The organism is Ruegeria sp. CH8 (assembly GCF_056536985.1).
The window spans coordinates 94,601-115,026 of the sequence record NZ_JBQFQR010000003.1 but is presented as its reverse complement, the minus strand read 5'-3'; the positions used below and the strand labels follow the sequence as shown (position 1 = coordinate 115,026).

General features: G+C 55.6%; 23 protein-coding genes and 3 pseudogenes. 10 read left to right on the top strand and 16 right to left on the bottom strand.

From position 1 onward, the window contains the following. Position 1 precedes the first annotated feature (1 nt). From ACR0ER_RS04320 to ACR0ER_RS04310, 3 genes are all read left to right on the top strand, one after another. Positions 2-2,059, top strand: a complete 2,058-nt coding sequence (locus ACR0ER_RS04320) for a DEAD/DEAH box helicase (RefSeq protein WP_480767874.1) — start codon at positions 2-4, stop codon at positions 2,057-2,059. Continuing rightward, positions 2,052-3,704: a GIY-YIG nuclease family protein gene (locus tag ACR0ER_RS04315; RefSeq protein WP_480767873.1), complete on the top strand. Its 1,653-nt coding sequence runs from the start codon at positions 2,052-2,054 to the stop codon at positions 3,702-3,704. Before ACR0ER_RS04320 ends, ACR0ER_RS04315 begins: the two co-directional genes overlap by 8 nt. Positions 3,705-3,869: 165 nt before the next feature. After that, entirely contained in the window at positions 3,870-4,142 is a 273-nt protein-coding gene (locus ACR0ER_RS04310) for a hypothetical protein (protein ID WP_480767872.1), read from the top strand. A gap of 87 nt (positions 4,143-4,229) precedes the next feature. On the opposite strand, the pseudogene ACR0ER_RS04305 reads toward ACR0ER_RS04310, so the two are convergent. The 8 genes and pseudogenes from ACR0ER_RS04305 to ACR0ER_RS04270 all read right to left on the bottom strand — a co-directional run. Continuing rightward, a pseudogene (locus ACR0ER_RS04305) lies at positions 4,230-4,414 on the bottom strand (IS5/IS1182 family transposase); the annotation flags it as partial. A 2-nt stretch (positions 4,415-4,416) separates the two neighbouring features. After that, a pseudogene (locus ACR0ER_RS04300) lies at positions 4,417-4,650 on the bottom strand (transposase); the annotation flags it as partial. A 278-nt stretch (positions 4,651-4,928) separates the two neighbouring features. Next, positions 4,929-5,174 carry a hypothetical protein gene (locus tag ACR0ER_RS04295; RefSeq protein ID WP_480767871.1) on the bottom strand — a complete coding sequence of 82 codons (246 nt, stop codon included), beginning with the start codon at positions 5,172-5,174 and terminating at the stop codon, positions 4,929-4,931. A gap of 44 nt (positions 5,175-5,218) precedes the next feature. Continuing rightward, entirely contained in the window at positions 5,219-5,596 is a 378-nt protein-coding gene (locus tag ACR0ER_RS04290; protein ID WP_480767870.1) for a hypothetical protein, read from the bottom strand. Positions 5,597-5,746: 150 nt separating this feature from the next. Next, positions 5,747-6,256: a hypothetical protein gene (locus ACR0ER_RS04285; protein WP_480767869.1), complete on the bottom strand. Its 510-nt coding sequence runs from the start codon at positions 6,254-6,256 to the stop codon at positions 5,747-5,749. A gap of 189 nt (positions 6,257-6,445) precedes the next feature. Continuing rightward, complete coding sequence (locus tag ACR0ER_RS04280; protein WP_480767868.1) at positions 6,446-7,885, bottom strand: AAA family ATPase; 1,440 nt, start codon at positions 7,883-7,885, stop codon at positions 6,446-6,448. Further along, positions 7,885-8,076, bottom strand: coding sequence for a hypothetical protein (locus ACR0ER_RS04275; RefSeq protein WP_480767867.1), 192 nt, complete (start codon positions 8,074-8,076; stop codon positions 7,885-7,887). The genes ACR0ER_RS04280 and ACR0ER_RS04275 overlap by 1 nt, the downstream gene beginning before the upstream one ends. After that, entirely contained in the window at positions 8,076-8,363 is a 288-nt protein-coding gene (locus ACR0ER_RS04270) for a hypothetical protein (RefSeq protein WP_480767866.1), read from the bottom strand. Before ACR0ER_RS04270 ends, ACR0ER_RS04275 begins: the two co-directional genes overlap by 1 nt. A gap of 340 nt (positions 8,364-8,703) precedes the next feature. On the opposite strand from ACR0ER_RS04270, the gene ACR0ER_RS04265 reads away from it, so the two are divergent. Then, on the top strand, positions 8,704-8,958 hold the full coding sequence (locus tag ACR0ER_RS04265; RefSeq protein ID WP_480767865.1) for a hypothetical protein: 255 nt from the start codon (positions 8,704-8,706) through the stop codon (positions 8,956-8,958). Positions 8,959-8,961: 3 nt separating this feature from the next. Further along, positions 8,962-9,135: a hypothetical protein gene (locus ACR0ER_RS04260; protein ID WP_480767864.1), complete on the top strand. Its 174-nt coding sequence runs from the start codon at positions 8,962-8,964 to the stop codon at positions 9,133-9,135. 15 nt (positions 9,136-9,150) lie between these two features. Here ACR0ER_RS04260 and ACR0ER_RS04255 read toward each other — a convergent pair whose 3' ends face one another. The 5 genes and pseudogenes from ACR0ER_RS04255 to ACR0ER_RS04235 form a co-directional block, all read right to left on the bottom strand. Next, positions 9,151-9,921 carry a tyrosine-type recombinase/integrase gene (locus tag ACR0ER_RS04255; RefSeq protein WP_480768017.1) on the bottom strand — a complete coding sequence of 257 codons (771 nt, stop codon included), beginning with the start codon at positions 9,919-9,921 and terminating at the stop codon, positions 9,151-9,153. Positions 9,922-10,014: 93 nt separating this feature from the next. Beyond that, positions 10,015-10,224 (bottom strand): annotated as a pseudogene (locus ACR0ER_RS04250) (Arm DNA-binding domain-containing protein); the annotation flags it as partial. Positions 10,225-10,393: 169 nt separating this feature from the next. Continuing rightward, positions 10,394-10,891, bottom strand: a complete 498-nt coding sequence (locus tag ACR0ER_RS04245) for a MarR family winged helix-turn-helix transcriptional regulator (RefSeq protein ID WP_480767863.1) — start codon at positions 10,889-10,891, stop codon at positions 10,394-10,396. Positions 10,892-10,968: 77 nt separating this feature from the next. After that, the gene (locus tag ACR0ER_RS04240) at positions 10,969-11,226 is read right to left on the bottom strand and encodes a succinate dehydrogenase assembly factor 2 (RefSeq protein WP_480767862.1); all 258 of its coding nucleotides are present in this window, start codon (positions 11,224-11,226) and stop codon (positions 10,969-10,971) included. After that, positions 11,223-11,615, bottom strand: a complete 393-nt coding sequence (locus ACR0ER_RS04235) for a helix-turn-helix domain-containing protein (RefSeq protein ID WP_480768016.1) — start codon at positions 11,613-11,615, stop codon at positions 11,223-11,225. The genes ACR0ER_RS04240 and ACR0ER_RS04235 overlap by 4 nt, the downstream gene beginning before the upstream one ends. Before the next feature lie 92 nt (positions 11,616-11,707). Here ACR0ER_RS04235 and ACR0ER_RS04230 point away from each other — a divergent pair, with 92 nt between their 5' ends. Together ACR0ER_RS04230 and ACR0ER_RS04225 are read left to right on the top strand one after the other, a co-directional pair. Next, positions 11,708-12,910 carry a pyridoxal phosphate-dependent aminotransferase gene (locus tag ACR0ER_RS04230; RefSeq protein ID WP_480767861.1) on the top strand — a complete coding sequence of 401 codons (1,203 nt, stop codon included), beginning with the start codon at positions 11,708-11,710 and terminating at the stop codon, positions 12,908-12,910. A 13-nt stretch (positions 12,911-12,923) separates the two neighbouring features. Continuing rightward, positions 12,924-13,325: a hypothetical protein gene (locus tag ACR0ER_RS04225; protein ID WP_170329350.1), complete on the top strand. Its 402-nt coding sequence runs from the start codon at positions 12,924-12,926 to the stop codon at positions 13,323-13,325. 8 nt (positions 13,326-13,333) lie between these two features. Here the strand turns inward: ACR0ER_RS04225 and ACR0ER_RS04220 are convergent, their stop codons facing one another. Next, entirely contained in the window at positions 13,334-14,698 is a 1,365-nt protein-coding gene (locus tag ACR0ER_RS04220; protein ID WP_480767860.1) for an MATE family efflux transporter, read from the bottom strand. 96 nt (positions 14,699-14,794) lie between these two features. Beyond that, positions 14,795-15,718 carry a polyphosphate kinase 2 gene (gene ppk2 / locus ACR0ER_RS04215; RefSeq protein ID WP_480767859.1) on the bottom strand — a complete coding sequence of 308 codons (924 nt, stop codon included), beginning with the start codon at positions 15,716-15,718 and terminating at the stop codon, positions 14,795-14,797. Positions 15,719-15,841: 123 nt separating this feature from the next. Between ppk2 and ACR0ER_RS04210 the strand changes: the two genes are divergently transcribed. Beyond that, complete coding sequence (locus ACR0ER_RS04210) at positions 15,842-16,717, top strand: alpha/beta fold hydrolase (RefSeq protein ID WP_480767858.1); 876 nt, start codon at positions 15,842-15,844, stop codon at positions 16,715-16,717. 4 nt (positions 16,718-16,721) lie between these two features. On the opposite strand, the gene ACR0ER_RS04205 is transcribed toward ACR0ER_RS04210, so the two are convergent. Further along, on the bottom strand, positions 16,722-17,330 hold the full coding sequence (locus tag ACR0ER_RS04205; protein ID WP_480767857.1) for a carboxymuconolactone decarboxylase family protein: 609 nt from the start codon (positions 17,328-17,330) through the stop codon (positions 16,722-16,724). 123 nt (positions 17,331-17,453) lie between these two features. Between ACR0ER_RS04205 and ACR0ER_RS04200 the strand changes: the two genes are divergently transcribed. Together ACR0ER_RS04200 and parE are read left to right on the top strand one after the other, a co-directional pair. Then, entirely contained in the window at positions 17,454-18,293 is an 840-nt protein-coding gene (locus tag ACR0ER_RS04200) for a class I SAM-dependent methyltransferase (RefSeq protein ID WP_480767856.1), read from the top strand. Positions 18,294-18,453: 160 nt separating this feature from the next. Beyond that, the gene (gene parE / locus ACR0ER_RS04195; protein WP_480767855.1) at positions 18,454-20,412 is read left to right on the top strand and encodes a DNA topoisomerase IV subunit B; all 1,959 of its coding nucleotides are present in this window, start codon (positions 18,454-18,456) and stop codon (positions 20,410-20,412) included. Positions 20,413-20,426 lie beyond the last annotated feature (14 nt).

Below are 20,426 nucleotides of genomic sequence, written 5' to 3'. Positions count from 1 at the left end.
CATGGTCAAATCTGTCCCTTCAGTTTCGATTACCTACGCGCAGACTGGCAGCGACCAGAAGTCGAATGAACTTGGCATGCGTCCGATGCAGGAACGCGCGTTTGAAAAACGCGGCGAGCAATACCTGTTGATCAAATCTCCACCGGCGTCGGGGAAGAGCAGAGCGCTGATGTTCATCGCCCTGGACAAGCTTGAAAATCAAGGCCTCAAGCAAGCAATTATCGCTGTTCCAGAAAAGTCTATCGGCGCCAGTTTCAACGATGAACCATTGTCGAAATTCGGTTTTTGGTCTGATTGGTCCGTCCTGCCCCAGTGGAACCTATGCAATTCATCCGCAGGGGAAAGTGGCAAAGTCGATGCAGTCGGTCGGTTCCTAAACAGTGAAGATCGCGTATTGGTCTGCACGCATGCGACGTTCAGGTTCGCGGTAGACAAGTTTGGGGCGGAGGCATTCGATGGAAGGCTGATCGCGGTCGATGAGTTCCATCATGTTTCAGCCAATCCCGAAAACAAGCTTGGCGCACAGCTGAAGGAGATGATTGACCGGGACAAAGTTCATATCGTCGCAATGACCGGCAGTTATTTCCGTGGGGACGCAGAAGCAGTTCTGACACCAGACGATGAAGCGAAATTTGATACAGTTACTTACACTTATTACGAACAATTAAACGGATATCGCTGGCTAAAGCAGCTTGATATTGGTTACTTCTTTTACACCGGCGCGTACGCGGATGACATCCTCAATGTCTTGGACCCAACCGAAAAGACGATCATCCATATTCCAAGCGTGAACGCGCGCGAAAGCACCAAAGACAAGCACAAGGAAGTCGAACATATCATCGACGCCTTGGGAGAGTGGCAAGGTCGGGACGAAAGCACAGGTTTTCAGCTTGTGAAGACGTCTGAGGGGCGCGTTCTCAGGATTGCAGACTTGGTCGATGACACCGACTTGTCTCACCGGTCAAAGGTGTTGAATGCGCTCAAAGACCCAAGCCAAAAAAACAACCGCGGCAACGTCGATATCATCATCGCGCTTGGAATGGCGAAAGAGGGCTTTGACTGGATTTGGTGCGAACATGCGCTTACGGTCGGATACCGAGCCAGCTTGACCGAGATTGTGCAGATCATTGGACGGGCGACACGCGACGCTGAGGGAAAGACAAAGGCCCGGTTCACAAATCTCATCGCAGAGCCAGATGCTTCGAGCGAAGCTGTCACTGAGGCTGTCAATGACACCCTGAAAGCGATTGCTGCAAGTCTGCTGATGGAACAAGTTCTGGCGCCAAAGTTCGACTTTGTTCCCAAAACGCCAAAGAGCGGACCGCAGGATGGTGTCGACTATGGGCCTGAAGGATACGACCCCGATCGGACCAACGTCGGGTTTTCGGAGGAACAGGCGGCTTATCAAATTGAAATAAAAGGCCTGATCGAACCCACGACCGAACAGGCAAAGCAGGCATGTCGCGATGATCTAAACGACATCATAGCAAGCTTTGTGCAAGATCGCAGCACTGTCGAAAAAGGTCTGTTCACACCGGAAGAAGACCTCGTGCCAGAAGAAATCACACAGGTAAAAATGGGCAAGGTGATACGAGATCGTTACCCAGAACTGCCCGAAACCGATCAAGAAGCTATACGGCAACGAGCGGTGGCTGCGCTCAACCTTACGCAGCAAGCGGCACAAGCGGCACGAGTTGCAAATGAAGATCCGGAAATATCGGCGAATACAGCTTTGATTGACGGCGTGCGAAAGTTCGCAATGGATGTTCGAGAACTGGATATCGATCTCATTGATCGCATCAACCCATTCGGCGAAGCCTATTCAATCTTGGCAAAAACCATGAGCGAGGACAACTTGAGACAAGTCGCGGGCATCATCGCCGGAAAGAAAGCCAACATGACCCACGAAGAAGCGAGAGATTTGGCGACCAGGGCCATCCGGTTTAAGGAAGAACGTGGCCGACTTCCAGAAATTAAGTCTTCCGATCCATGGGAACGCCGTATGGCTGAAGCAATCGCGTTCTTGCAACGCAAGGCCGGGGAGGCGAGCAATGCCTGATCTGTCGGATGAAGACATCCTTGGTCAACTAGGCGTCGAACCTGAAGCCCCAAAACCTGCCAACCGCAACCCGCGAGATGAAAGGATCGTCGCCGGTTTTGAAGATATCCAGCGGTTCGTCGATGAACACGGTCATGCGCCGCGGCATGGAGGTGAACACGACATTTTTGAACGGATGTACGCCGTTCGCTTAGATCGACTGCGATCTTCCGATGAGTATAGAGATTTGCTGCTGTCTTTGGATCGTCAGGGTTTGCTGCAGGATGGTCCTAGTACCCTGGTCGCGCTTGATGCAACAGACGATGAACTCTTGGCCGCTTTGGGTGTAGATGAAGCAAAAAGTGACATCACTGAACTAAGGCACGTTAGACCAAGTGCAGAAAAGAAAGCAGCTGAAGACGTTGCGCGCCGCGAACGTTGCCCCGATTTTGAAAAGTTCAAACCGCTATTTGAACAGGTGCAGCAGGAGCTGAAAACGGGATTGCGCGAAACAAGGCCGTTTGAAATGAAAGCTGAAATCGAACAGGGGCGATTTTTCATTGTCAGCGGTCAGGTCGCCTACGTTGCCGAAAAGGGCGAAACGACACTGACGGATCAAGGAAGGACGGATGCACGTCTGCGCGTGATCTTTGATAATGGAACAGAAAGCGGGATGCTTATGCGGTCATTGCAGCGTGCGCTGAATGCGGATGATGCTGGGCGACGCATTACGGAGGCAACCGCAGGCCCGCTTTTCGCCGACCATGCAATCGATGGTGACGAACCCAGCGGCAAAATATATGTCCTGCGCAGCAAATCCGATCACCCAATGATCAGAGAAAATCGCGAGTTGGCCCATAAGATCGGTGTGACTAACATGGATGTGGAGAAACGTATTGCGGGCGCGCATCTGCAAGCAACATTTCTCCTATCTGAGGTCGAGATTGTCGCAACCTACGAACTCTTCAATATCAACAGGTCCAAGCTCGAAAACCTATTGCACAGAATATTTGAACCTGCGCGGTTGGACATAGAGATAATGGACCGGTTCGGAAATCCGGTTCGACCACGGGAATGGTTCTTGGTTCCATTGTTCGTAATCGATGATGCGGTTCAAAAGATTAAGGACGGTACGATCACGGACTACAGATATGATCCTAGTAAAGCCAATTTGGTTCTCCACTCTGACGAAGAAGAGGTTTTCCCCAAGTTGGCGCTGTTAGTCGAGCGAATGCACCCTAAAGTCGGATCCGAAAAGAAGGTGTTCCCAATGCAATCCAAAGAAAGCGCCGACTGGTTCATGGAAATGATTGAAACATGTTGGGGGGGGCGAGCGACGTTGATAGATTTACGGTCTCCAAAAGAGAATATTGACCTTTTTCGAGAACGAGAACTTAATTTGCTTTCACCATGGGTGATGGTGCAGGTTCGCAAAGGTACGGCTGAAGGCTTTCTCCACTCTGAAGAAAAAACAGCAAGGCAACAGGCCGTTAACTGTCTTGAATTGTTTCCAGATGCGACCGCTGAAGCCGTTCAATTCTTTTTTGAAAGCAAATCAGTTAGTGGAGGAGATGTAAAAAGTTATGTCACTTGGTATGGTTCGCGGTTTTATGACGATTACTTCGTTGACGGAAAGCCTTACGGGCTAAAGAAACTGCATGAGTGAAAACAGCTCTTTCACTGCCTGAGGCATCAAAATGACTGGCTTCATGCCAAGGCAAAACGGTCGCTAACCTAATTTGATCGGAGCCTTGTGTTGTTCTACAAAAATAACATTCGAAAACACTGACAGTTTTCGTTCATTGAATTGTATGTTTCGGAGGGAGCCAATTTGAGCAGGCGGACGAGGAACAAGTTTAACCCACTGGGAGCAAGCGGAAGAAGTGTTCCAAGTCCGGGCGGCACCAAGAAGATAGTGCCGGGCCAATATCTGAAACGAGCCGAAGCCGCCAATCAACTGAAATATGTCAAAGGTCTTCTTGTCGAAAGTGATGACCTAGCCGGAATAGCAAAAGAGCTAAACGCCCAATGGTGGAGCTTCGATGGGCTACCATGGACCGAAGAGAAGCTCAAAGCTATCAGAAAAAAACATTTGAAAAGATGAAAAACCCGTATCGCGAAGTCCGCAAACAACTCATCGCATTGGCCTTAAGCAAGCCGGTTTAGGACTGAATTTTGCAAACCGGAAAAACGCGAGGTTCACGAAGGACGGCACCTGCCCGGCCGTAAAAAAGAGGTTCAAAGGTCGCCGTTTTCTTTCACTGATGGCGTGCAACTTGGTATTCATACCGCCTTTGGTTCTGCCAATCTGGAGACCGCGTCCGCCTTTTTTACGCTCAAACTGGACGCTTTGCGGTGGGCTTTCAGATAGGTGGCGCCGCCACGTCCATTAACTGCTCGGCCAACATCCTTTTCAGCTTGGCGTACTCAGATTTCAGCGTCTTCAAACGCCGCGCGTCAGACACATCCATCCCGCCATACTTGGATCGCCACCTGTAGAAGGTCGCGTCGCTGATCCCATGCCTACGACACAGCTCCTTCGCGCCACGCCCAGCCTGATGCTCTTTCAAAATGCCAATGATCTGTTCTTCGCTGAAACGGCTTCTCTTCATCGTCTGCCTCCTCAGTTGGAGAACAGGCTAACTCCATATCACGGACATTTCAGTGGAGCAGGTCAGGTCGGGAATGTCGTCAAACCTTAGCATTCGTGCTTTCCTCTAACTGAAAGGTATAGGATTTGAAAAATGTCGCGTATTTGCTCTGGTTGCGACCTTAGGGTTGCTTGCCGCAGAAGATTACCAGTGCCAGTGCATTCGATATAACCGAACCTCGATTGCTTCTAAGAAACGCCAAGACGCACAACATACATCACACCTCACTTGATCCAGCACTAGCTGCATTTGTCTGCGGCCCCGGCTTTAAGAAGTTTCTTGAGTTTATCAATTGCACTTTGACGATCCGGAACAGGCTGGCCCGCTTCTTCGCAGGTCTCCCGTACAAACTCCCATACCGCATCTATCAAACTTGGGGCGTCTTCGAGCTTCGGAGGTTCATCATGTACAATTAAATCCAATGCGCACAGTGCTGCCCAGTAAGCTTCTCTTCCGCGAAAGCGATCAACTGTATCATCCCTCATGCGTCACCCCACATTACGTACTCGGCTTGTGAAAAATTGCGTAGCTAGAAACCCAACAACTGGGGCGCTTGTTTTTCAAATTCAACCAAGCGTTCGTACAGTTTCGATATATCCGATTTTAAAGTCTCTTCATTGGGTACGCCATCAATCAAGAACACGGGCCAGCTTTCGCTGTGCGCTGGACTGTCATCAACGCACTCCCAAACTTCAACAACACCGGGTAGATCCCCTAAATACTTCTCGACTTCATACGTATCCGCAGACAACTCAAATCTTATCGGACCGGAACTGCATTCAATCTGAAACTCTTGGTTTTCGACAAGCTCGCCCGCAACTTCTCCCACAGAAGTCATGTCGAGTTCTGAAAGTCTGCCGGCTCCTAGCTTTAACCCAAAGAATTCGTTTTGGATGGCGTACGCCAAAACGTCTTCATATTGATAATAACCTAGCTGGTCATCTTATCTGCGCTCCGAATACTTTATGTACAATTCACCTATCGAAACAGTTCGTACGGATCGGCTAGGTTGTTAAAAACCCAGCGCTGATGCAAGGCCAAATGCTCAAGATCAGATTTACTCCTGAACGCTATCCCGAACAACAATGCACCGCCAAGTCAAAACGCAGCGGCAAACGATGCAGACGCTGCCGCAGGCCTGGTTGGACCGTCTGTCGAATGCACGGTGCGGGCGGACGAGATCGCGTTGACAGACAAAAACCAGAACCAGCAACAGGACCCACAAACCAGCGCAATCGAATGCTGAAAATGGGACGACGGTTAGCGCGTTCTGCGGTCCAAGACGTGCCACGCGAGGTAAAAAGGGAATTTGCCAAAAACTGGGCCGAAAAAGTTCCGGAGCCTGATCATGAACGGTTTCTTTTGTCGCTTTGGGCCAGAATGGGCGGTAGGATGGATACTCGCGGGTGGCGAGAAGCTCAGAAACAAGTTGGCCTCTTGCATGAGACGTGAAGAAGCGCGCAGCCGCGCTGCGAACGCGGTAGGTGTAGTTTTGTGTCAAATGTAAGGTTTTGAAGCGCGAAGAGTTAACAAAATTGAAACCGGCCTTCGCGACAAAAAACATCATGCGTAGCTTTCGAAACTTAGGAACTAAGCCCGGAGGCAACCGCCACAAGTAAGAACAGTGTAATTGGTTTCTCGCCGACCCGCGATATGGCCCGGGGTGGGGTAGTGTAGCCCTGCGGAACTACCCTACCCCGATGAGAATATCTGCGCAGCGTGAATGTGAATGAACAGCATATATAAGTTCGTTCATTCACGCTTTGGCCGCCACCCACCGCACCCTCGGCTTACGGTCGTTTCCGAGTTTGGGGTTCACATGGTCCTCCTTCACGATCCACCGTTCGGCCTCCAAATGCTTGATGACTTTGCCATGATGGTATTCTTTATCCGGATCGATCTGTTTTATGACCTCTTTAAGTGAAATGGCGGCATCTGCCTTTCGATATGAAACAAACTCCGTGTCGAGGATCGGTTTAAGCTTCTGCCAGAGTTCTTCGTCGGCTTGCTCCTTACGACCGTATGGCTTCAGGGCTGGCGTCATGACCATTACCGTTTCGGTCCGTCCGTCTTGGCACTTCACAAGCTCGACGGTTTTTTCCATGAAGCACCGGATGCCATCGGGTCCGATGTTGCTTTTACCGATCGTGAGTTCGACCACTTTATTCGGGTCATGAACGGAGCGACCCTCCCAATCCTCCTTCTCGGTCTTTGTCAGGTTGTTCATGACAGCGACCACGCGACCCGCGTCGGCGAGTTCCCCTCCGTGTTTGACATCCGAAACGCCTGCCTTTTTGTTCTGGTCCAGTTTCCGAGTGTGAACGACAAGGATAATCGCCACGTCGGTTTTTTGTGCAATTTCCACAAACGCCCGAATTAGGGCGTTCTGCGCCTCGTTTGAGATTTGCGTGCCGCCATAGAGGACTGCCAGCGGATCGATGACCATAACATCGAACCCGCCTTCGACGATGAGGCCTGTCAGTTTCTTCCTGAACTGTGGATTTACGCTGACACCTTTTTCGTCTTCGATGAGCGCTTTCAAGTCTTTTCCAAAATACTTCTCCAGTTGATTTGATCCGGCGATGTGAAGCCGATCTTCGATGTGGTGATCTTCGATATGATGCTTCTGCGCCACGCCTTTCAGGGCACGCCTGATCATGTCGGTGTCATCTTCGGCCTGCATGTAGAAGACGCGCGCGGCTCGGGTGACGGTCCATCCGACGATTTCATTGCCTGCGGCGATGCCGACGGCGGTAGTTCCCATGCAGGACGACTTCCCCGTGCCTCCGGAGGCCGCCACGACGCTCACAAAACCTTTTGCGGCGAAGGGGCCGATTATCCGGTCAATGCCCCTTTCTGGGACGTCTGAGGGCCTCCAGCACGTCGTCTGCAGGAACTCCTTGGCGCTCATGGTTGCGCTTTGCGGGATCGCGACGACATTTTGCCGGAAATCGAGCCACGGCTGCCACTGGTCGTCCGCCTTTTCCCTTTCGAATGAGAAGGGGCGCCCGTCGGCGTCTTTTATATCTTTCCTTACGTCGTTTTCGTTGGTGACGGACCAGCCCTGAGGGAGGTCGCCGTTGGCAAATCCGTGCGCCGTGCGCCAGTCTGCGTCGGCATAATCACGCTGCTCGTCCTTCTTTGGGATTTTCCGGCGGGAGACGATGCTTTCGTTTTTGAAGAATATGTTATCCATCATACCTCCCCCGTGCGCTTGTTAAATTGTTTGATACGTGCGCGGGCGTTTTCGAGACCCTCGGTACTGTGTTCGATCTGCTGGTAGATTTTCTGTGGCAGTTCGGCGTATTCGCCGTCTGGCTCGCACTGGTCAAGAATGACATCGAGTTTCTGGGTGATGCTGGCGATTTGCGACATGAGCTTTTCCATCATTCGACCACCTTCAATTCGACATTCAGCTTTTCGATCCGCTGGTTTTTGCGTTCGAGGCGGCCGCGTTCGCCGAAGGCTTCGGCGTCGACATCCGTGATCTGGTTAAAGAGGTTCCATGGGTCTCGTGTCATGTTGTTGTATTGGACGACGTGCTTGAAGCCGGATGCGATGGTGACGGTGATCTGGCTGTCGCCGAAGGCGTTTGTGCCCAGTTCGGCGCTTTCGATCCTGTTTTGATCGACGGTGAGGAGCTTCGCCACCCCAGATATTGTAGTGTAAGGCATGCGCCCTCCTCCATGTTGTGGAGGGCGGTTTCGTATGCTAGGTGGGTAGGTACCATACGGGACCGCCTCCCGTTTGAAATTGGTCGCCGAGAGTTTTGGTAGAACCTCGGCGACTTTTTCGTTTCTGGCACATGTTGGGGTTTCTTAATAGTTACACGATATCAGGGTCTTACCCTGGATTGGGGTTACTTTAGGTCTGTATCGTTATCCAGCCAGCAGTCGCGCGATACGGCTTTTAGCCGACGGGTAGGCGTTAGAGATACGGCCTCTATGTAACGATAAATCGTCGGCTAACTTGGGAGCAGTAGAACGGCTGATGAATTAACGCTACGAGGACCACATGACGCAACGCCAAGAAGCTCTCAAAACAGGCATGATTGAAATTGACCACATTATCTCAAAGCGCCGTGATGCGCGTGAGGACTTCCACTGGCGCAAGGACAAGGTGCCAGGGTCGAACTGGGCGGTGGCCCTTAGGGAACGCCTAATGGCGGCCATAAGCGCCGTGCGCGTGATGTTCGACGAGCAGTTGCCGTTACTCGACGACTGGTGGGATCAGGACCGCGAATTATGCCACGCTCGGTGGCGTGTCTAGGATGTGCTGCGCGCCGAAGCCAAGCTGGAGGTGGCCGTGTGGCGCAAGCCGAAGGATGCCGAACGGCAGCGCGAGAAGCGTCCCAGGGCGCGGGAGGCCAAGCAGACCGACTGCGCTCACTGCGGGGAGCCCCTCAAGCCCCAGCGCTCGACCGCCCGCTTCTGCTCGACCAAGTGAGTGCCGCGTGGCGGCTCATCGCAGCACCTCAACCCAGTCGACCATGGCCTGACGGCGCTCTTCGAGGCGCTGGGAACGGTTGTAGACACCTGCAATGCCTTTGCGGGTGTGGGCAAGCTGTCTTTCGATCAGATCGTCGTCAGCGATCCCCAATTCGGCCCAGTGCGTGGCCAGCGTCCGACGGAGGTCATGCGGGTTGAACGGATCGATCCCAAGTTCCTCGGCCCACTTTACTGACCAGCCTTCTTTGCCATTGAACTGCCCGCCATAGGGGCCATTGCGTCGGCCATTGGGGAACACCCACGGGCAGCGTTCCTTGAGGACGGTTTCCATTAGCGGGTCGACAATCGGACAGGAATGCGGCTTGCCATTCTTCATCCGCGATCCGGCGAGATCGATCGTGTCGCCCTTCAACTCCGACCACCGCAACTCGGCCACCTCCTGCTTCCTGAGGCCTGTGACGATCAGCCAGAGCATGATGGCGGGCGCGCTGTTGAGCGACGGGGCATATTCCCTGCAGTGGCGGTAGAGCTTTCGAACCTCGTCGAGTGTCAGCACCCTGTCGCGGTGCTTGGCCGCTACAGGTGGCTTGCGCGGCATTGGCGATCTGTCGACCAGCCGGACGCTCTCGGCCCAGTTCCAGAAATGTGAAGCGACCCGAAAGAAATTTCGAGCGCCTGCTGTCGCTCCCCATGACGACACCATCAGCGCACAGTCGTCTGGTCGAACCTCTGTCAGGGGAATGTGACCGATGGATGGCTCCACCTTTCTGCGCCAGTGGCTCATATCGTCTTGCGGACGTTTTAGCTGGCACTGCCTTAGCGGCCAGTACAGTGTTTCGAACACTTGCTGAGTGGTCTGAGTGCCCTCTACAGGCTTGTGTCCGTCTACGGCTGCATGAGCAGCGGCTGCGCGGCGCCTAGCCTCCTTGAGAGTAATCTCCCCGGCGCGCCCAAGGGCCTTCTGAGTCTGCTTACCATAGCGGCTGTATCTCACGACGTAAGTGCGAGCGCCTGCCGGCGTGACGCGTACTTCAAGTCCACGCTGCGTTGGATCGGAATGTCGCCCAACAGGAAGCTCTCTGATCATCTTTTCCGTGAAGGGTGTGTCCTTAACACGTCCACGTTTTTTCGGAAAACTGACGATCTTTCTATCTTTAATTTGCTCGGACAAGGTACACCTCTACGTTCATAAACGTAAATAATTACGTCTATAATGTACCCCACATCAGTAGATGTACCAAGGGCTTTAATCTGAACTAGTAGATATACCGGATCTGGTCTGTCCAGTATCGCTCGACCCGGCGCAGAGAGGCGGTGATGTCGTCGATCCCCTCCAGCCCCAATACACCACGGGTCTGCAATCCTTCGGCATGGCGCAGGAAAAGCGTGGACACGATATCGCGGATTTCCCGCCCGCGTGGGGTCAGACGCACCCGGACCGATCGTCTGTCGATCTCGCATCGCTGGTGGTGCATATAACCCATTTCAACCAGCTTCTTGAGGTTGTAGCTGACATTGCTGCCCTGGTAATAGCCGCGGCTTTTCAGTTCACCCGCCGTCACCTCATGATCGCCGATATTGAATAGCAGCAAGGCTTGAACAGCGTTGATCTCTAGCACCCCGACACGCTCGAACTCATCCTTGATGACGTCCAGCAACAGACGGTGAAGACGCTCGACCAAAGCGAGCGCTTCCAGATAGCTGGTCATAAACCCCTTGGTTCCAGGCGCGGAGACCTGCATTTCCATACTCATCCGATCCTCCGATTCAGTCGCGCTGTTTCAGGCAGCATGAATCGAATTCCCGAAAAATCGGTTAAGCTGGATTTTCTTTATTTTTGAAAGGTCTGCGCGATTTCCGCGATGAGGTCGGCAAAAACTGCGGGCGGCTGGACCTGACCTGTAACCCACTGATAAAGGTCCTGATCGTTTTCGTGCAGCATGGCATCATACAGGTCCAGACCGGCTGCATCCATCTTTTTCAGGTTGCGTTCGGCATAGGCTGACAGGATCAGGTCCATTTCTTTGATCCCGCGCCGCATGGACCGCATCTGCATACGCTTGATCCGTACTTCTCGTGTTTCTGTCACTGGGTCCGCTCCAGCATCAACCTCAACTTCTTTTCCAGACGCGCGGCGCGTTCAGCGCTGGCACGCATCTCACCACGGATCGCGCGCAACTCTGCAACAGCGTCCGCCAATTCCAGATCGCCCTCGCCTTCTTCGACCGGGGCTTCCATGCCCTCACCCTCACCAGTCAGCAGCCACATGATCGAGACGTTGATCATGCCCGCCATCATCGACAACCGGTTGGCGCGCGGCTCGGACAGATCATTTTCCCAAGCTGCAATCGTCGCCTTTTTTACTCCCAGGCGTCGGGCCAGCTGGGCCTGAGTCATCCCTGCTGCCTCACGTGCGCCTGCCAGCCTGTCCCCGAATGTCGCTGCGTCTGCTCCGTACCAGTCGTTTTCTTCGTTCATCGGGGTCTCCTGAATCTGCTTTTTATACTTCTTGATCGTCATTCAGGCGCACCCTATGACAGTCAGGTTGAACATACAAACCGAGGCCGACCATGAGTTTCCTGTCTGCGACACTGTCACGCGTAAAACCCTCTCCGACGATTGCGATGACAGCAAAAGCGGCCGAGTTGAAAGCTGCCGGTCGCGACGTGATCGGCCTGAGCGCGGGAGAACCCGATTTCGACACGCCGCAAAACATCAAGGATGCGGCGGTGGCGGCCATTGCAGCGGGTAAAACCAAGTACACTGCGCCCGATGGCATCCCCGAACTGAAGCAGGCTGCCTGCGCCAAGATGAAGCGCGATCATGGGCTGGACTATGCGCCCGCGCAGATTTCAGTTGGAACCGGTGGCAAGCAAACGTTGTATAACGCGCTGATGGCGACGATGAACGATGGTGATGAGGTCATCATCCCCGCGCCCTATTGGGTCAGCTATCCGGATATGGTGCTGCTGGCCGGGGGAACTCCGGTTGTGGTCGAAACGACGTTGGCGAACAGTTTCAAGCTGACCGCAGATCAGCTTGAGGCCGCGATCACGCCCAAGACCAAGTGGTTCATCTTCAACTCTCCGTCCAACCCAACCGGCGCGGGCTACAGCCGCGACGAGTTGAAAGCGCTGACCGATGTGCTGATGCGCCACCCGCATGTCTGGATCATGTCCGACGACATGTATGAGCACCTTGCCTATGACGGGTTCGAATTCTGTACCCCGGCCGAGGTCGAGCCCGGACTCTATGATCGCACGCTCACCTGCAACGGTGTCTCCAAGGCTTATGCTATGACAGGCTGGCGCATCGGCTATGCCGCCGGTCCGGTCGAGATCATCGCCGCAATGCGCAAAATCCAGTCGCAGTCCACGTCGAACCCCTGCTCGGTCAGCCAGTGGGCGGCGGTTGAGGCGTTGAACGGCACGCAGGCCTTTCTGGCCCCGAATAACGAGACCTTCAAACGCCGCCGCGATCTGGTCGTGCGGATGCTGAACGAGATCGACGGTATCACCTGCCCCACGCCCGAAGGCGCGTTCTACGTCTACCCCTCGATTGCAGGTCTGATCGGCAAGACCACCCCGGCGGGTACAGTGATCGACTCGGATGAGTCCTTCGCCACCGCCCTGCTGGAAGAGGCCGACGTGGCCGTTGTATTCGGCGCGGCCTTTGGCCTGTCACCGAACTTCCGTGTCAGCTACGCAACCTCAGATGAAGCCCTGACCGAGGCCTGCACCCGCATCCAGCGCTTCTGCGCGTCCCTGACCTGAGCCGGAGGCCCCGATGACCGCAGAACTGCCCGAATACTACTTCCGCATCCGCGAGAACGGCGCGGCGGTGTTTCGGATCGACACCGAAAACCGCCAGCGGCGGATCGAGATGGATCAGATCGCGGTCATCAACATCCGCAACGGAGAGGTCAAACCGCAAGGCCAACGCACCCTGACCGAGGCCGATCAGGCCGAAATCGCGCGTTGGATCGAGGAACGCAAAGCCCTGCTGGCGCAGCGCGATATCGACGACATTCACCGCGCGGTTGACTACATGAACCTGACGACGCAATGGGCGCAGTCTAAGGCGACAGATGAGCAGCTAGAGGATGTCACGGACCGGTTGCTGCTGGCGATGCACGATCTACGCTCTGTTTTGGTGCGCAAAAAAGCGGATCGGCTGACCAAGGGCTAATCGGGCAGCTATTCCGCTGGCACACCAACAGCGCGAACTGAACGCATCCAGAACCGCGCCATCAGCAAAACCGCAGCACAGGCAAGGCCCAGAACGAGGCCCATCCAGATGCCGATACCGTCCATGCCCCGCACGAAGCCAAAGTAGTACGAGGCCGGTATCCCTACGACCCAATAGCTGAGCCCAGCCATCACCATCGGTATCTTGGCGTCCTGCAATCCACGCAGCAGGCCCAGCGCAATAACCTGCGCCCCGTCCACCAGTTGGAACAGAGCGGCCATGGCCAGCAGCCCCGTGCCGATGGCCAGAATCTGCGGGCGTTGCGGATCGTCGGATTCCATAAACAGCGAAATCAGCGGTTCAGCGCAGGTCAGGAACAGGATGACCGTCATCACCGACACCACCAAAGACATGCCCGTCACCGCAATCGCGCCCTTTTCAAGATGCGCCCGGTCCTTGCGACCCAAGGCATTCCCGGCCCGGATCGTTGCCGCATTGGACAAGCCCAGATGCACCATGAACGTGGCAGAGGCCAAGTTCAACGCGATCCCATGCGCCGCCAGCGGCACCTGACCCAGCCAGCCCATCATGATGGCCGACATCGCGAACAGGCTGACCTCGGCCAACGTGGTCAGACCAATGGGCACGCCGAGGCGCAAGACGCTGAAAAAAAATTCCCAATCCGGGCGCCAGAAGCGTTGGAATAGGCTGTGTTCCGGCAGCACCCGCACTGCGTAGATGACGACAAAGACCAAAGACACGATCTGCGTCACGACCGAGGCGATTGCCGCCCCCATCACCCCCAGCTCGGGCGCGCCCCAGTTGCCGAAGATTAAGGCATAGTTCGTCACCGCATTCACCACTGCGGCGGTGACGGTAATCCACAAAACGATCTGCGTGCGCTCCAGCGCGGCCAAATAGGATTTCAGCACCATGACCAATAGCGCCGGGAACAACCCCCACCCTGCGACACGCAGGTATTGTGACGCGGTTTCAGCGACTTGCGGGTCTTGCTTAAGAGCGATCAGGATCGGTTGAGACCACCACAGAAGTGGCATCATCAGCGTCGCATAGATCAGCGACAGCCACAGCCCCATGCGGGTCGAGCGGCGGATGCTGGTCTCATCTTCTTCAGCGGCAGCGGTGGCCACTATGGGCATCACCGCCCAGCCGAACCCGGCCCCGAACAGGAACAGCACGAAGTAATAACTGCTGGCCAGCGTCACGGCGGCCAGCGCCTCGACCCCGTACCAGCCCAGCATGATCGTATCAGTCAGGCCAATCGCAAACTGCGCTAGATGCCCACCGATCAGCGGGAAACCCAGCACAGCGATAGCCCGGAAGTGGCCGCGATATGTCATCACCTTGTTCATCCCATCAGCCTTATGCCCGGCCAGAGGCCGGGACAAGAGGTGATAATGGAAATTTCAGGTTGAGACTATCTGTGCGCGGCCAGTTGGCTTAGCCAGTCATTTCATTTCAGGGTGCAGGGTATTGCCTAGAATATGCTCGGACCGATGGATCACGTGATGTGCCTGCCCCACGATCAGGGGATCAGGTTGACCAACGATATCGTGATCCTTGTCCGGGTAGTCCAGCGTCGACAGGAAATGCCGCATCGTATTCAGACGAGCGCGTTTCTTATCGTTCGATTTGACAATGGTCCAAGGCGCATCGGCGGTGTCGGTGTAGAAAAACATCGCTTCTTTCGCCTCGGTGTAGTCGTCCCATTTGTCGAGGCTGGCCTTGTCGATCGGTGACAGCTTCCACTGTTTAAGCGGGTCGGTCTCACGACTTTTGAACCGGCGCTGCTGTTCGGCCTGCGTGACCGAGAACCAGTATTTGTAAAGCTGAATGCCCGACCGGACCAGCATCCGTTCCAGTTCGGGCGTCTGGCGCATGAATTCCAGGTATTCATTGGGCGAGCAGAAGCCCATGACCCGCTCAACGCCGGCACGGTTGTACCACGAGCGGTCGTAGAACACCATTTCCCCAACAGTCGGAAGCTCCTGAATATAGCGCTGATAGTACCACTGGCCTTTTTCTTCCCAGGTCGGCTTATTCAGCGCCACAACGCGGGCCTGACGGGGATTCAGGTGCTCCATGAACCGTTTGATTGTGCCGCCCTTACCGGCCGCATCACGGCCTTCGAACAGCAAAACGAACCGCTGGCCGGTTTCCTGTGCCCAAAGTTGCACCTTCAGCAATTCGGCCTGCAATTGAGCCTTCTGCGCCTCGTACGCGCCGCGCGCCATCTTGCGGCCATAGGGGTATTTACCGCTCTCGAAAGCTTGCCGAATTCGCTCGGGGCTGGGCTGAGCCGGCTCGGGTTTCGGGGGCGGAACAATTTTGACGGGGGATTGTTTTTCTTCGATTATTACCGCAGCTTCCATTCAGTCTTTCCTTTTCTCACTATCCGCGGACAGGGCTAGCAGAAGACGCAGCTTTTCGCTTTGATTGGTGTCAAATTGATGCCCGAAAAACCCATCAATTCGAGGATTGAAAGGATGGTCAAAATGCGTACGGATACCATCGAACTGAACGGCCAGACCTTCTTTCTGCGGCGCTGGGGAAAGCCCGGCCTCCCGCCCCTGCTGATATTGCACGGATTTCCAGAATATGGCGGAGCGTGGAGCGATCTGGCCCCGTATCTGGCGGATCATTTTCACTGCATTGCGCCGGATCAGCGCGGCTATGGGCAAAGCTGGTGTCCTGCGGGCGTGGGGAACTACGCCGTGTCTCAACTGGTCTCGGACATGGCTGAGCTGATCGGACAGGTTGGCGGCCCGACCTGTGTACTTGGTCACGACTGGGGCGCGTCGGTTGCCTATGGGCTGGCCATGTTCCGCCCGGATCTGGTCAGTCGCCTGATCATCGCAAACGGCGTCCATCCGGTTCCGTTTCAACGCGCCATGGCCGCCGGTGGCCCGCAATCCGAGGCGTCGCAATATATCAACGCCTTGCGCGCGCCGGATGCTGCGTCGCAGTTCTCGGCTGACAATTTCGCGCGGCTTGAACACTTCTTTCGCTTCGGCATGGGGATAGACTGGCTGTCCGACGCGCGTATGGAGGAGTATCGCACCGAATGGGCCCGCCCCAATCGGATTGAGGCGATGCTTAACTGGTACCGCGCCTCGCCTCTGGTCGTCGCCAAGCCGGGAGAGCCGCGCACCGATCTGCCCGAATTGCCAGTGGACCGCCTGATGGTCCGTTGCCCGCACCTGCTTCTGTGGGGACCTGATGACAAAGCCCTGCTGTCTGAGGCCACAGCAGGGTTGGAAAAATACGCGCCCGACCTGACCCGCATCGAAATCCCCGGCACCGACCACTGGCTGCATCACCAGCGACCAGAGGCCGTCGCACAGGCCATTCTGGAATGGGTTGCGGACTGACCGCCTAGGTATGACCCCAATCCTCGGGGTCATCCGAGTTGTTCGGCGACAGGCCCAGAATATCGCCCTCGGTCGAGCACCCCAACCCAAGAACTGTCCGGTTCGCATAGGCAAAGTAGGCGCAAACCTGATTGATCTCGAGAGTCTCACCGTCATCCCAGCCGGCGTCTCTTAGGGCCTGAATGTCCGCCTTAACCATTTCCGCCGGAGCTTCGGTTAACTTGCGCGCATAGTGCATCGCCGCGATCTGCGCCTCATCCAACGGGGCATCACTCAGCGTTTCTGCCTCAATCGCCCGGCGGATAGCGTTGCCTTGATCCGGATTTTTCAGCAAGCGTTGCAGCCCGCTGAAATGATGCTCAACACAATACCCGCATTGGTTCAAGGAACTGACCCAGACGCCCAGCACCTCAAGAAACCACTTTGGAACCTTGTTGGCCGAATGATGCAGGACATTCTTGTACAGCGCCATATGGCCTTCCATCGAATGCGGTCGCAGGGAATGCGCCATCATGATGTTGTCGACGTTGTTGCCCGGCCCGGTGACCCGCTCGTATAGCTTCCTCAGCTTGCCGCTTGCTTCTTCGAACGGAACAGTCTTGATCCAACTCATATTGCCCCCCGTCATTGCGCCTTGCGTTGCAGCACCGGTTTCTTCCCAATAGTGCATGAGACGAAACTGGATTGCCTCACCATGTCGGGATAAGGTCTCAAAACACAAGAGGGGGAGTGTGTAATGGAAATGGCGGAAAAAACTGTCGCGGATTGGTATGCGAGTCACCCGATCTCTGCCCCGCACATTTTAACGAAGCTAAAGTCCCTGCGCGGTTCGCTTGAGGATGTCACCCCGCAAGAACTCTATCCCTATGATCAGGATCACTATGACGGGCTCGAGGCAAATTACCGGCTGGCAGATAAGGTCCGGATGAATGCCGGGGACAGTGTTCTAGACGTCTGTGCAGGGTTATGTGGTCCTGCGCGCTGGTACGTGTCCGAACGCGGAGTAGAGGTGACTGGCATCGACATCAGCCCCAACCGTGTAGATGGCGCAAAGGAGTTGAACGCTCTGGTCGGGCTACAGGATCAGATTCACCCTATTCTGGCCAGCGCCTTGGATCTGCCCTTCGACGACGCGCAGTTCGATGCGGCCGTAAGTCAGGAATCCTTCTTGCACATTCCGGACAAGCCCAAGGCCCTGCACGAGGTCTTTCGCGTATTGCGCCCCGGCGGACGCTTTGCTTTTACCGATTGGGTGATGCACACGCCTCTGCCCGAAGACGAGTTCGAGCAATACCGCCAGCGTTTTGCCTGTCAGTCTCTGTTTAGCATCCCCGAATACGAGTCCCAGCTTCAGCAAGCCGGATTCGAAATTGTATCCGCCGAAGATGTCACTGACCCTTGGGGCGAGATTCTGGCACGTCGGCTCAGCATGTATCAGACACTGGATGCCGAAGCCGAACGCGCAGGCAATCCGTCCAAAGGCGATGATTTCCTGAAGATGTACGCTCAATTTGTGAAAGACGTGCAGCAACACCGCATCGGTGGCGTACGTTTGACCGCTGAAAAACCTAAGTAACCTTACTTAAATCGCTGGCACTGTCCCTGGCCCCTGCTCGCGGGGTTGCGACTTTTCTACGTTCCTTACGGCCAAACGCCCACAACACCTCGGGGCCCTCTTCCCCCGGACCACATCACCTGCCATAATGGGCCCCAACCCAAAAACAAGAGCAGCACCGATGCCCGACGATCTGTTGACGCCCAGCGCGACCGCCACCTACGACGCCTCCTCAATTGAGGTGCTTGAAGGGCTGGAACCGGTCCGAAAACGCCCCGGTATGTATATCGGCGGCACCGATGAGCGCGCGCTGCACCATATGGTCGCCGAAATCCTCGACAACTCGATGGACGAAGCGGTCGCTGGCCACGCCAACCGGATCGAGGTTGAGCTGCACGCCGATTACGCCCTGACCGTACGCGACAACGGGCGCGGTATTCCGATCGACCCACATCCCAAGTTCCCCGGCAAATCGGCGCTGGAAGTGATCCTGTGTACCCTACACGCGGGTGGCAAGTTCTCGGGCAAAGCTTACCAGACGTCGGGCGGTCTGCACGGCGTGGGTGCCTCGGTCGTGAACGCCCTGTCGGATTCGATGGTCGTGCAGGTGGCCCGCGACAAAACGCTGTTCGAACAGCGTTTCTCACGCGGTGTTCCTTTGGGTCCGGTCGAGAAAATCGGCGCGGCCCCCAACCGACGTGGCACCACGGTCACCTTCCACGCGGATGAGGAAATCTTCGGCCATCACCGTTTCAAACCCGCGCGGCTGTTCAAATCCATCCGCTCCAAGGCCTATCTGTTCTCGGGCGTTGAAATCCGCTGGAAATCCCACATCGACGACGGCGAAACTCCGACCGAGGCCAGTTTCCATTTCCCCGGCGGCCTGTCGGACTATCTCAAGGAAACGATGAACGGCTCGTCCACCTATGCCGAGCAACCATTTGCAGGCACTGTCGACTTCAATGAGAAATTCGGAACGCCGGGCAAAGTCGAATGGGCGATCAACTGGACGCCCTCGCGCGACGGGTTCATCCAGTCCTACTGTAACACCGTCCCCACGCCCGAAGGCGGTACGCACGTCGCGGGCTTCTGGGCAGCGGTTCTCAAAGGGATCAAAGCTTATGGCGAGTTGATCAACAACAAAAAGGCTGCGCAGATCACTCGTGATGACCTGATGACCGGCGGCTGCGCCTTGGTGTCGTGCTTTATCAGCGAGCCGGAATTCGTCGGCCAGACCAAAGACCGCCTTGCCACGGTCGAGGCGCAACGGCTGGTTGAAAACTCGGTCCGCGACCATTTCGACAACTGGCTGGCCGCCGACACGAAATCCGCCGGCGCGATTCTGGACTTCATCATCCTGCGGGCTGAAGAACGCCTGCGCCGACGGGCCGAGAAGGAAACACAACGCAAGTCCGCCACTAAGAAACTTCGTCTCCCCGGCAAGTTGGTGGACTGTTCCAGTTCAACACGCGACGGCACGGAATTATTCATCGTCGAGGGCGACTCGGCGGGCGGGTCCGCCAAAATGGGTCGCGACCGCAAGACACAGGCCCTGCTGCCCCTGCGCGGCAAGATCCTGAACGTGCTGGGCGCGGCCAGTTCGAAACTGGGCACCAATGCCGAGATCAACGACCTGACACAGGCGCTGGGTGTGGGCCTTGGCACCAAGTTCAACGTCGACGATCTGCGCTATGACAAGATCATCATCATGACCGACGCGGATGTGGACGGGGCGCATATCGCCTCGTTGCTGATGACGTTCTTCTTCACCCAGATGCGCCCGATGATCGACGCGGGCCACCTGTACCTCGCCTGCCCGCCCCTCTATCGCCTGACGCAGGGCGCGAAACGGGTTTACTGTCTGGACGAGGCCGAACGGGACGAGTGGCTTGAGAAAGGTCTGGGCGGCAAGGGCAAGATCGACGTCTCGCGCTTCAAAGGTCTGGGTGAAATGGACGCCAAAGACCTGAAAGAGACCACGATGGACCCCAAGTCCCGCAAACTTATCCGTGTCACCATTGACGAGGACGAACCCGGCGAGACCGGAGACCTTGTCGAGCGTCTGATGGGCAAAAAACCCGAACTGCGGTTCCAATACATTCAGGAGAACGCGCGGTTTGTGGAGGAGTTGGATGTTTGAGGAACTGTTTGAAA

Coding starts and splice junctions, on each gene's coding strand:
- ACR0ER_RS04245 (WP_480767863.1), bottom strand. CDS start 10,891: ATGAGTATGGAAATGCAGGTCTCCGCGCCTGGAACCAAGGGGTTTATG.
- ACR0ER_RS04295 (WP_480767871.1), bottom strand. CDS start 5,174: ATGAGGGATGATACAGTTGATCGCTTTCGCGGAAGAGAAGCTTACTGG.
- ACR0ER_RS04275 (WP_480767867.1), bottom strand. CDS start 8,076: ATGGAAAAGCTCATGTCGCAAATCGCCAGCATCACCCAGAAACTCGAT.
- ACR0ER_RS04255 (WP_480768017.1), bottom strand. CDS start 9,921: ATGAGCCACTGGCGCAGAAAGGTGGAGCCATCCATCGGTCACATTCCC.
- ACR0ER_RS04315 (WP_480767873.1), top strand. CDS start 2,052: ATGCCTGATCTGTCGGATGAAGACATCCTTGGTCAACTAGGCGTCGAA.
- ACR0ER_RS04285 (WP_480767869.1), bottom strand. CDS start 6,256: ATGATGTTTTTTGTCGCGAAGGCCGGTTTCAATTTTGTTAACTCTTCG.
- ACR0ER_RS04320 (WP_480767874.1), top strand. CDS start 2: ATGGTCAAATCTGTCCCTTCAGTTTCGATTACCTACGCGCAGACTGGC.
- ACR0ER_RS04265 (WP_480767865.1), top strand. CDS start 8,704: ATGACGCAACGCCAAGAAGCTCTCAAAACAGGCATGATTGAAATTGAC.
- ppk2 (WP_480767859.1), bottom strand. CDS start 15,718: ATGGAAGCTGCGGTAATAATCGAAGAAAAACAATCCCCCGTCAAAATT.
- ACR0ER_RS04280 (WP_480767868.1), bottom strand. CDS start 7,885: ATGGATAACATATTCTTCAAAAACGAAAGCATCGTCTCCCGCCGGAAA.
- parE (WP_480767855.1), top strand. CDS start 18,454: ATGCCCGACGATCTGTTGACGCCCAGCGCGACCGCCACCTACGACGCC.
- ACR0ER_RS04210 (WP_480767858.1), top strand. CDS start 15,842: ATGCGTACGGATACCATCGAACTGAACGGCCAGACCTTCTTTCTGCGG.
- ACR0ER_RS04220 (WP_480767860.1), bottom strand. CDS start 14,698: ATGAACAAGGTGATGACATATCGCGGCCACTTCCGGGCTATCGCTGTG.
- ACR0ER_RS04225 (WP_170329350.1), top strand. CDS start 12,924: ATGACCGCAGAACTGCCCGAATACTACTTCCGCATCCGCGAGAACGGC.
- ACR0ER_RS04230 (WP_480767861.1), top strand. CDS start 11,708: ATGAGTTTCCTGTCTGCGACACTGTCACGCGTAAAACCCTCTCCGACG.
- ACR0ER_RS04235 (WP_480768016.1), bottom strand. CDS start 11,615: ATGAACGAAGAAAACGACTGGTACGGAGCAGACGCAGCGACATTCGGG.
- ACR0ER_RS04200 (WP_480767856.1), top strand. CDS start 17,454: ATGGAAATGGCGGAAAAAACTGTCGCGGATTGGTATGCGAGTCACCCG.
- ACR0ER_RS04205 (WP_480767857.1), bottom strand. CDS start 17,330: ATGAGTTGGATCAAGACTGTTCCGTTCGAAGAAGCAAGCGGCAAGCTG.
- ACR0ER_RS04270 (WP_480767866.1), bottom strand. CDS start 8,363: ATGCCTTACACTACAATATCTGGGGTGGCGAAGCTCCTCACCGTCGAT.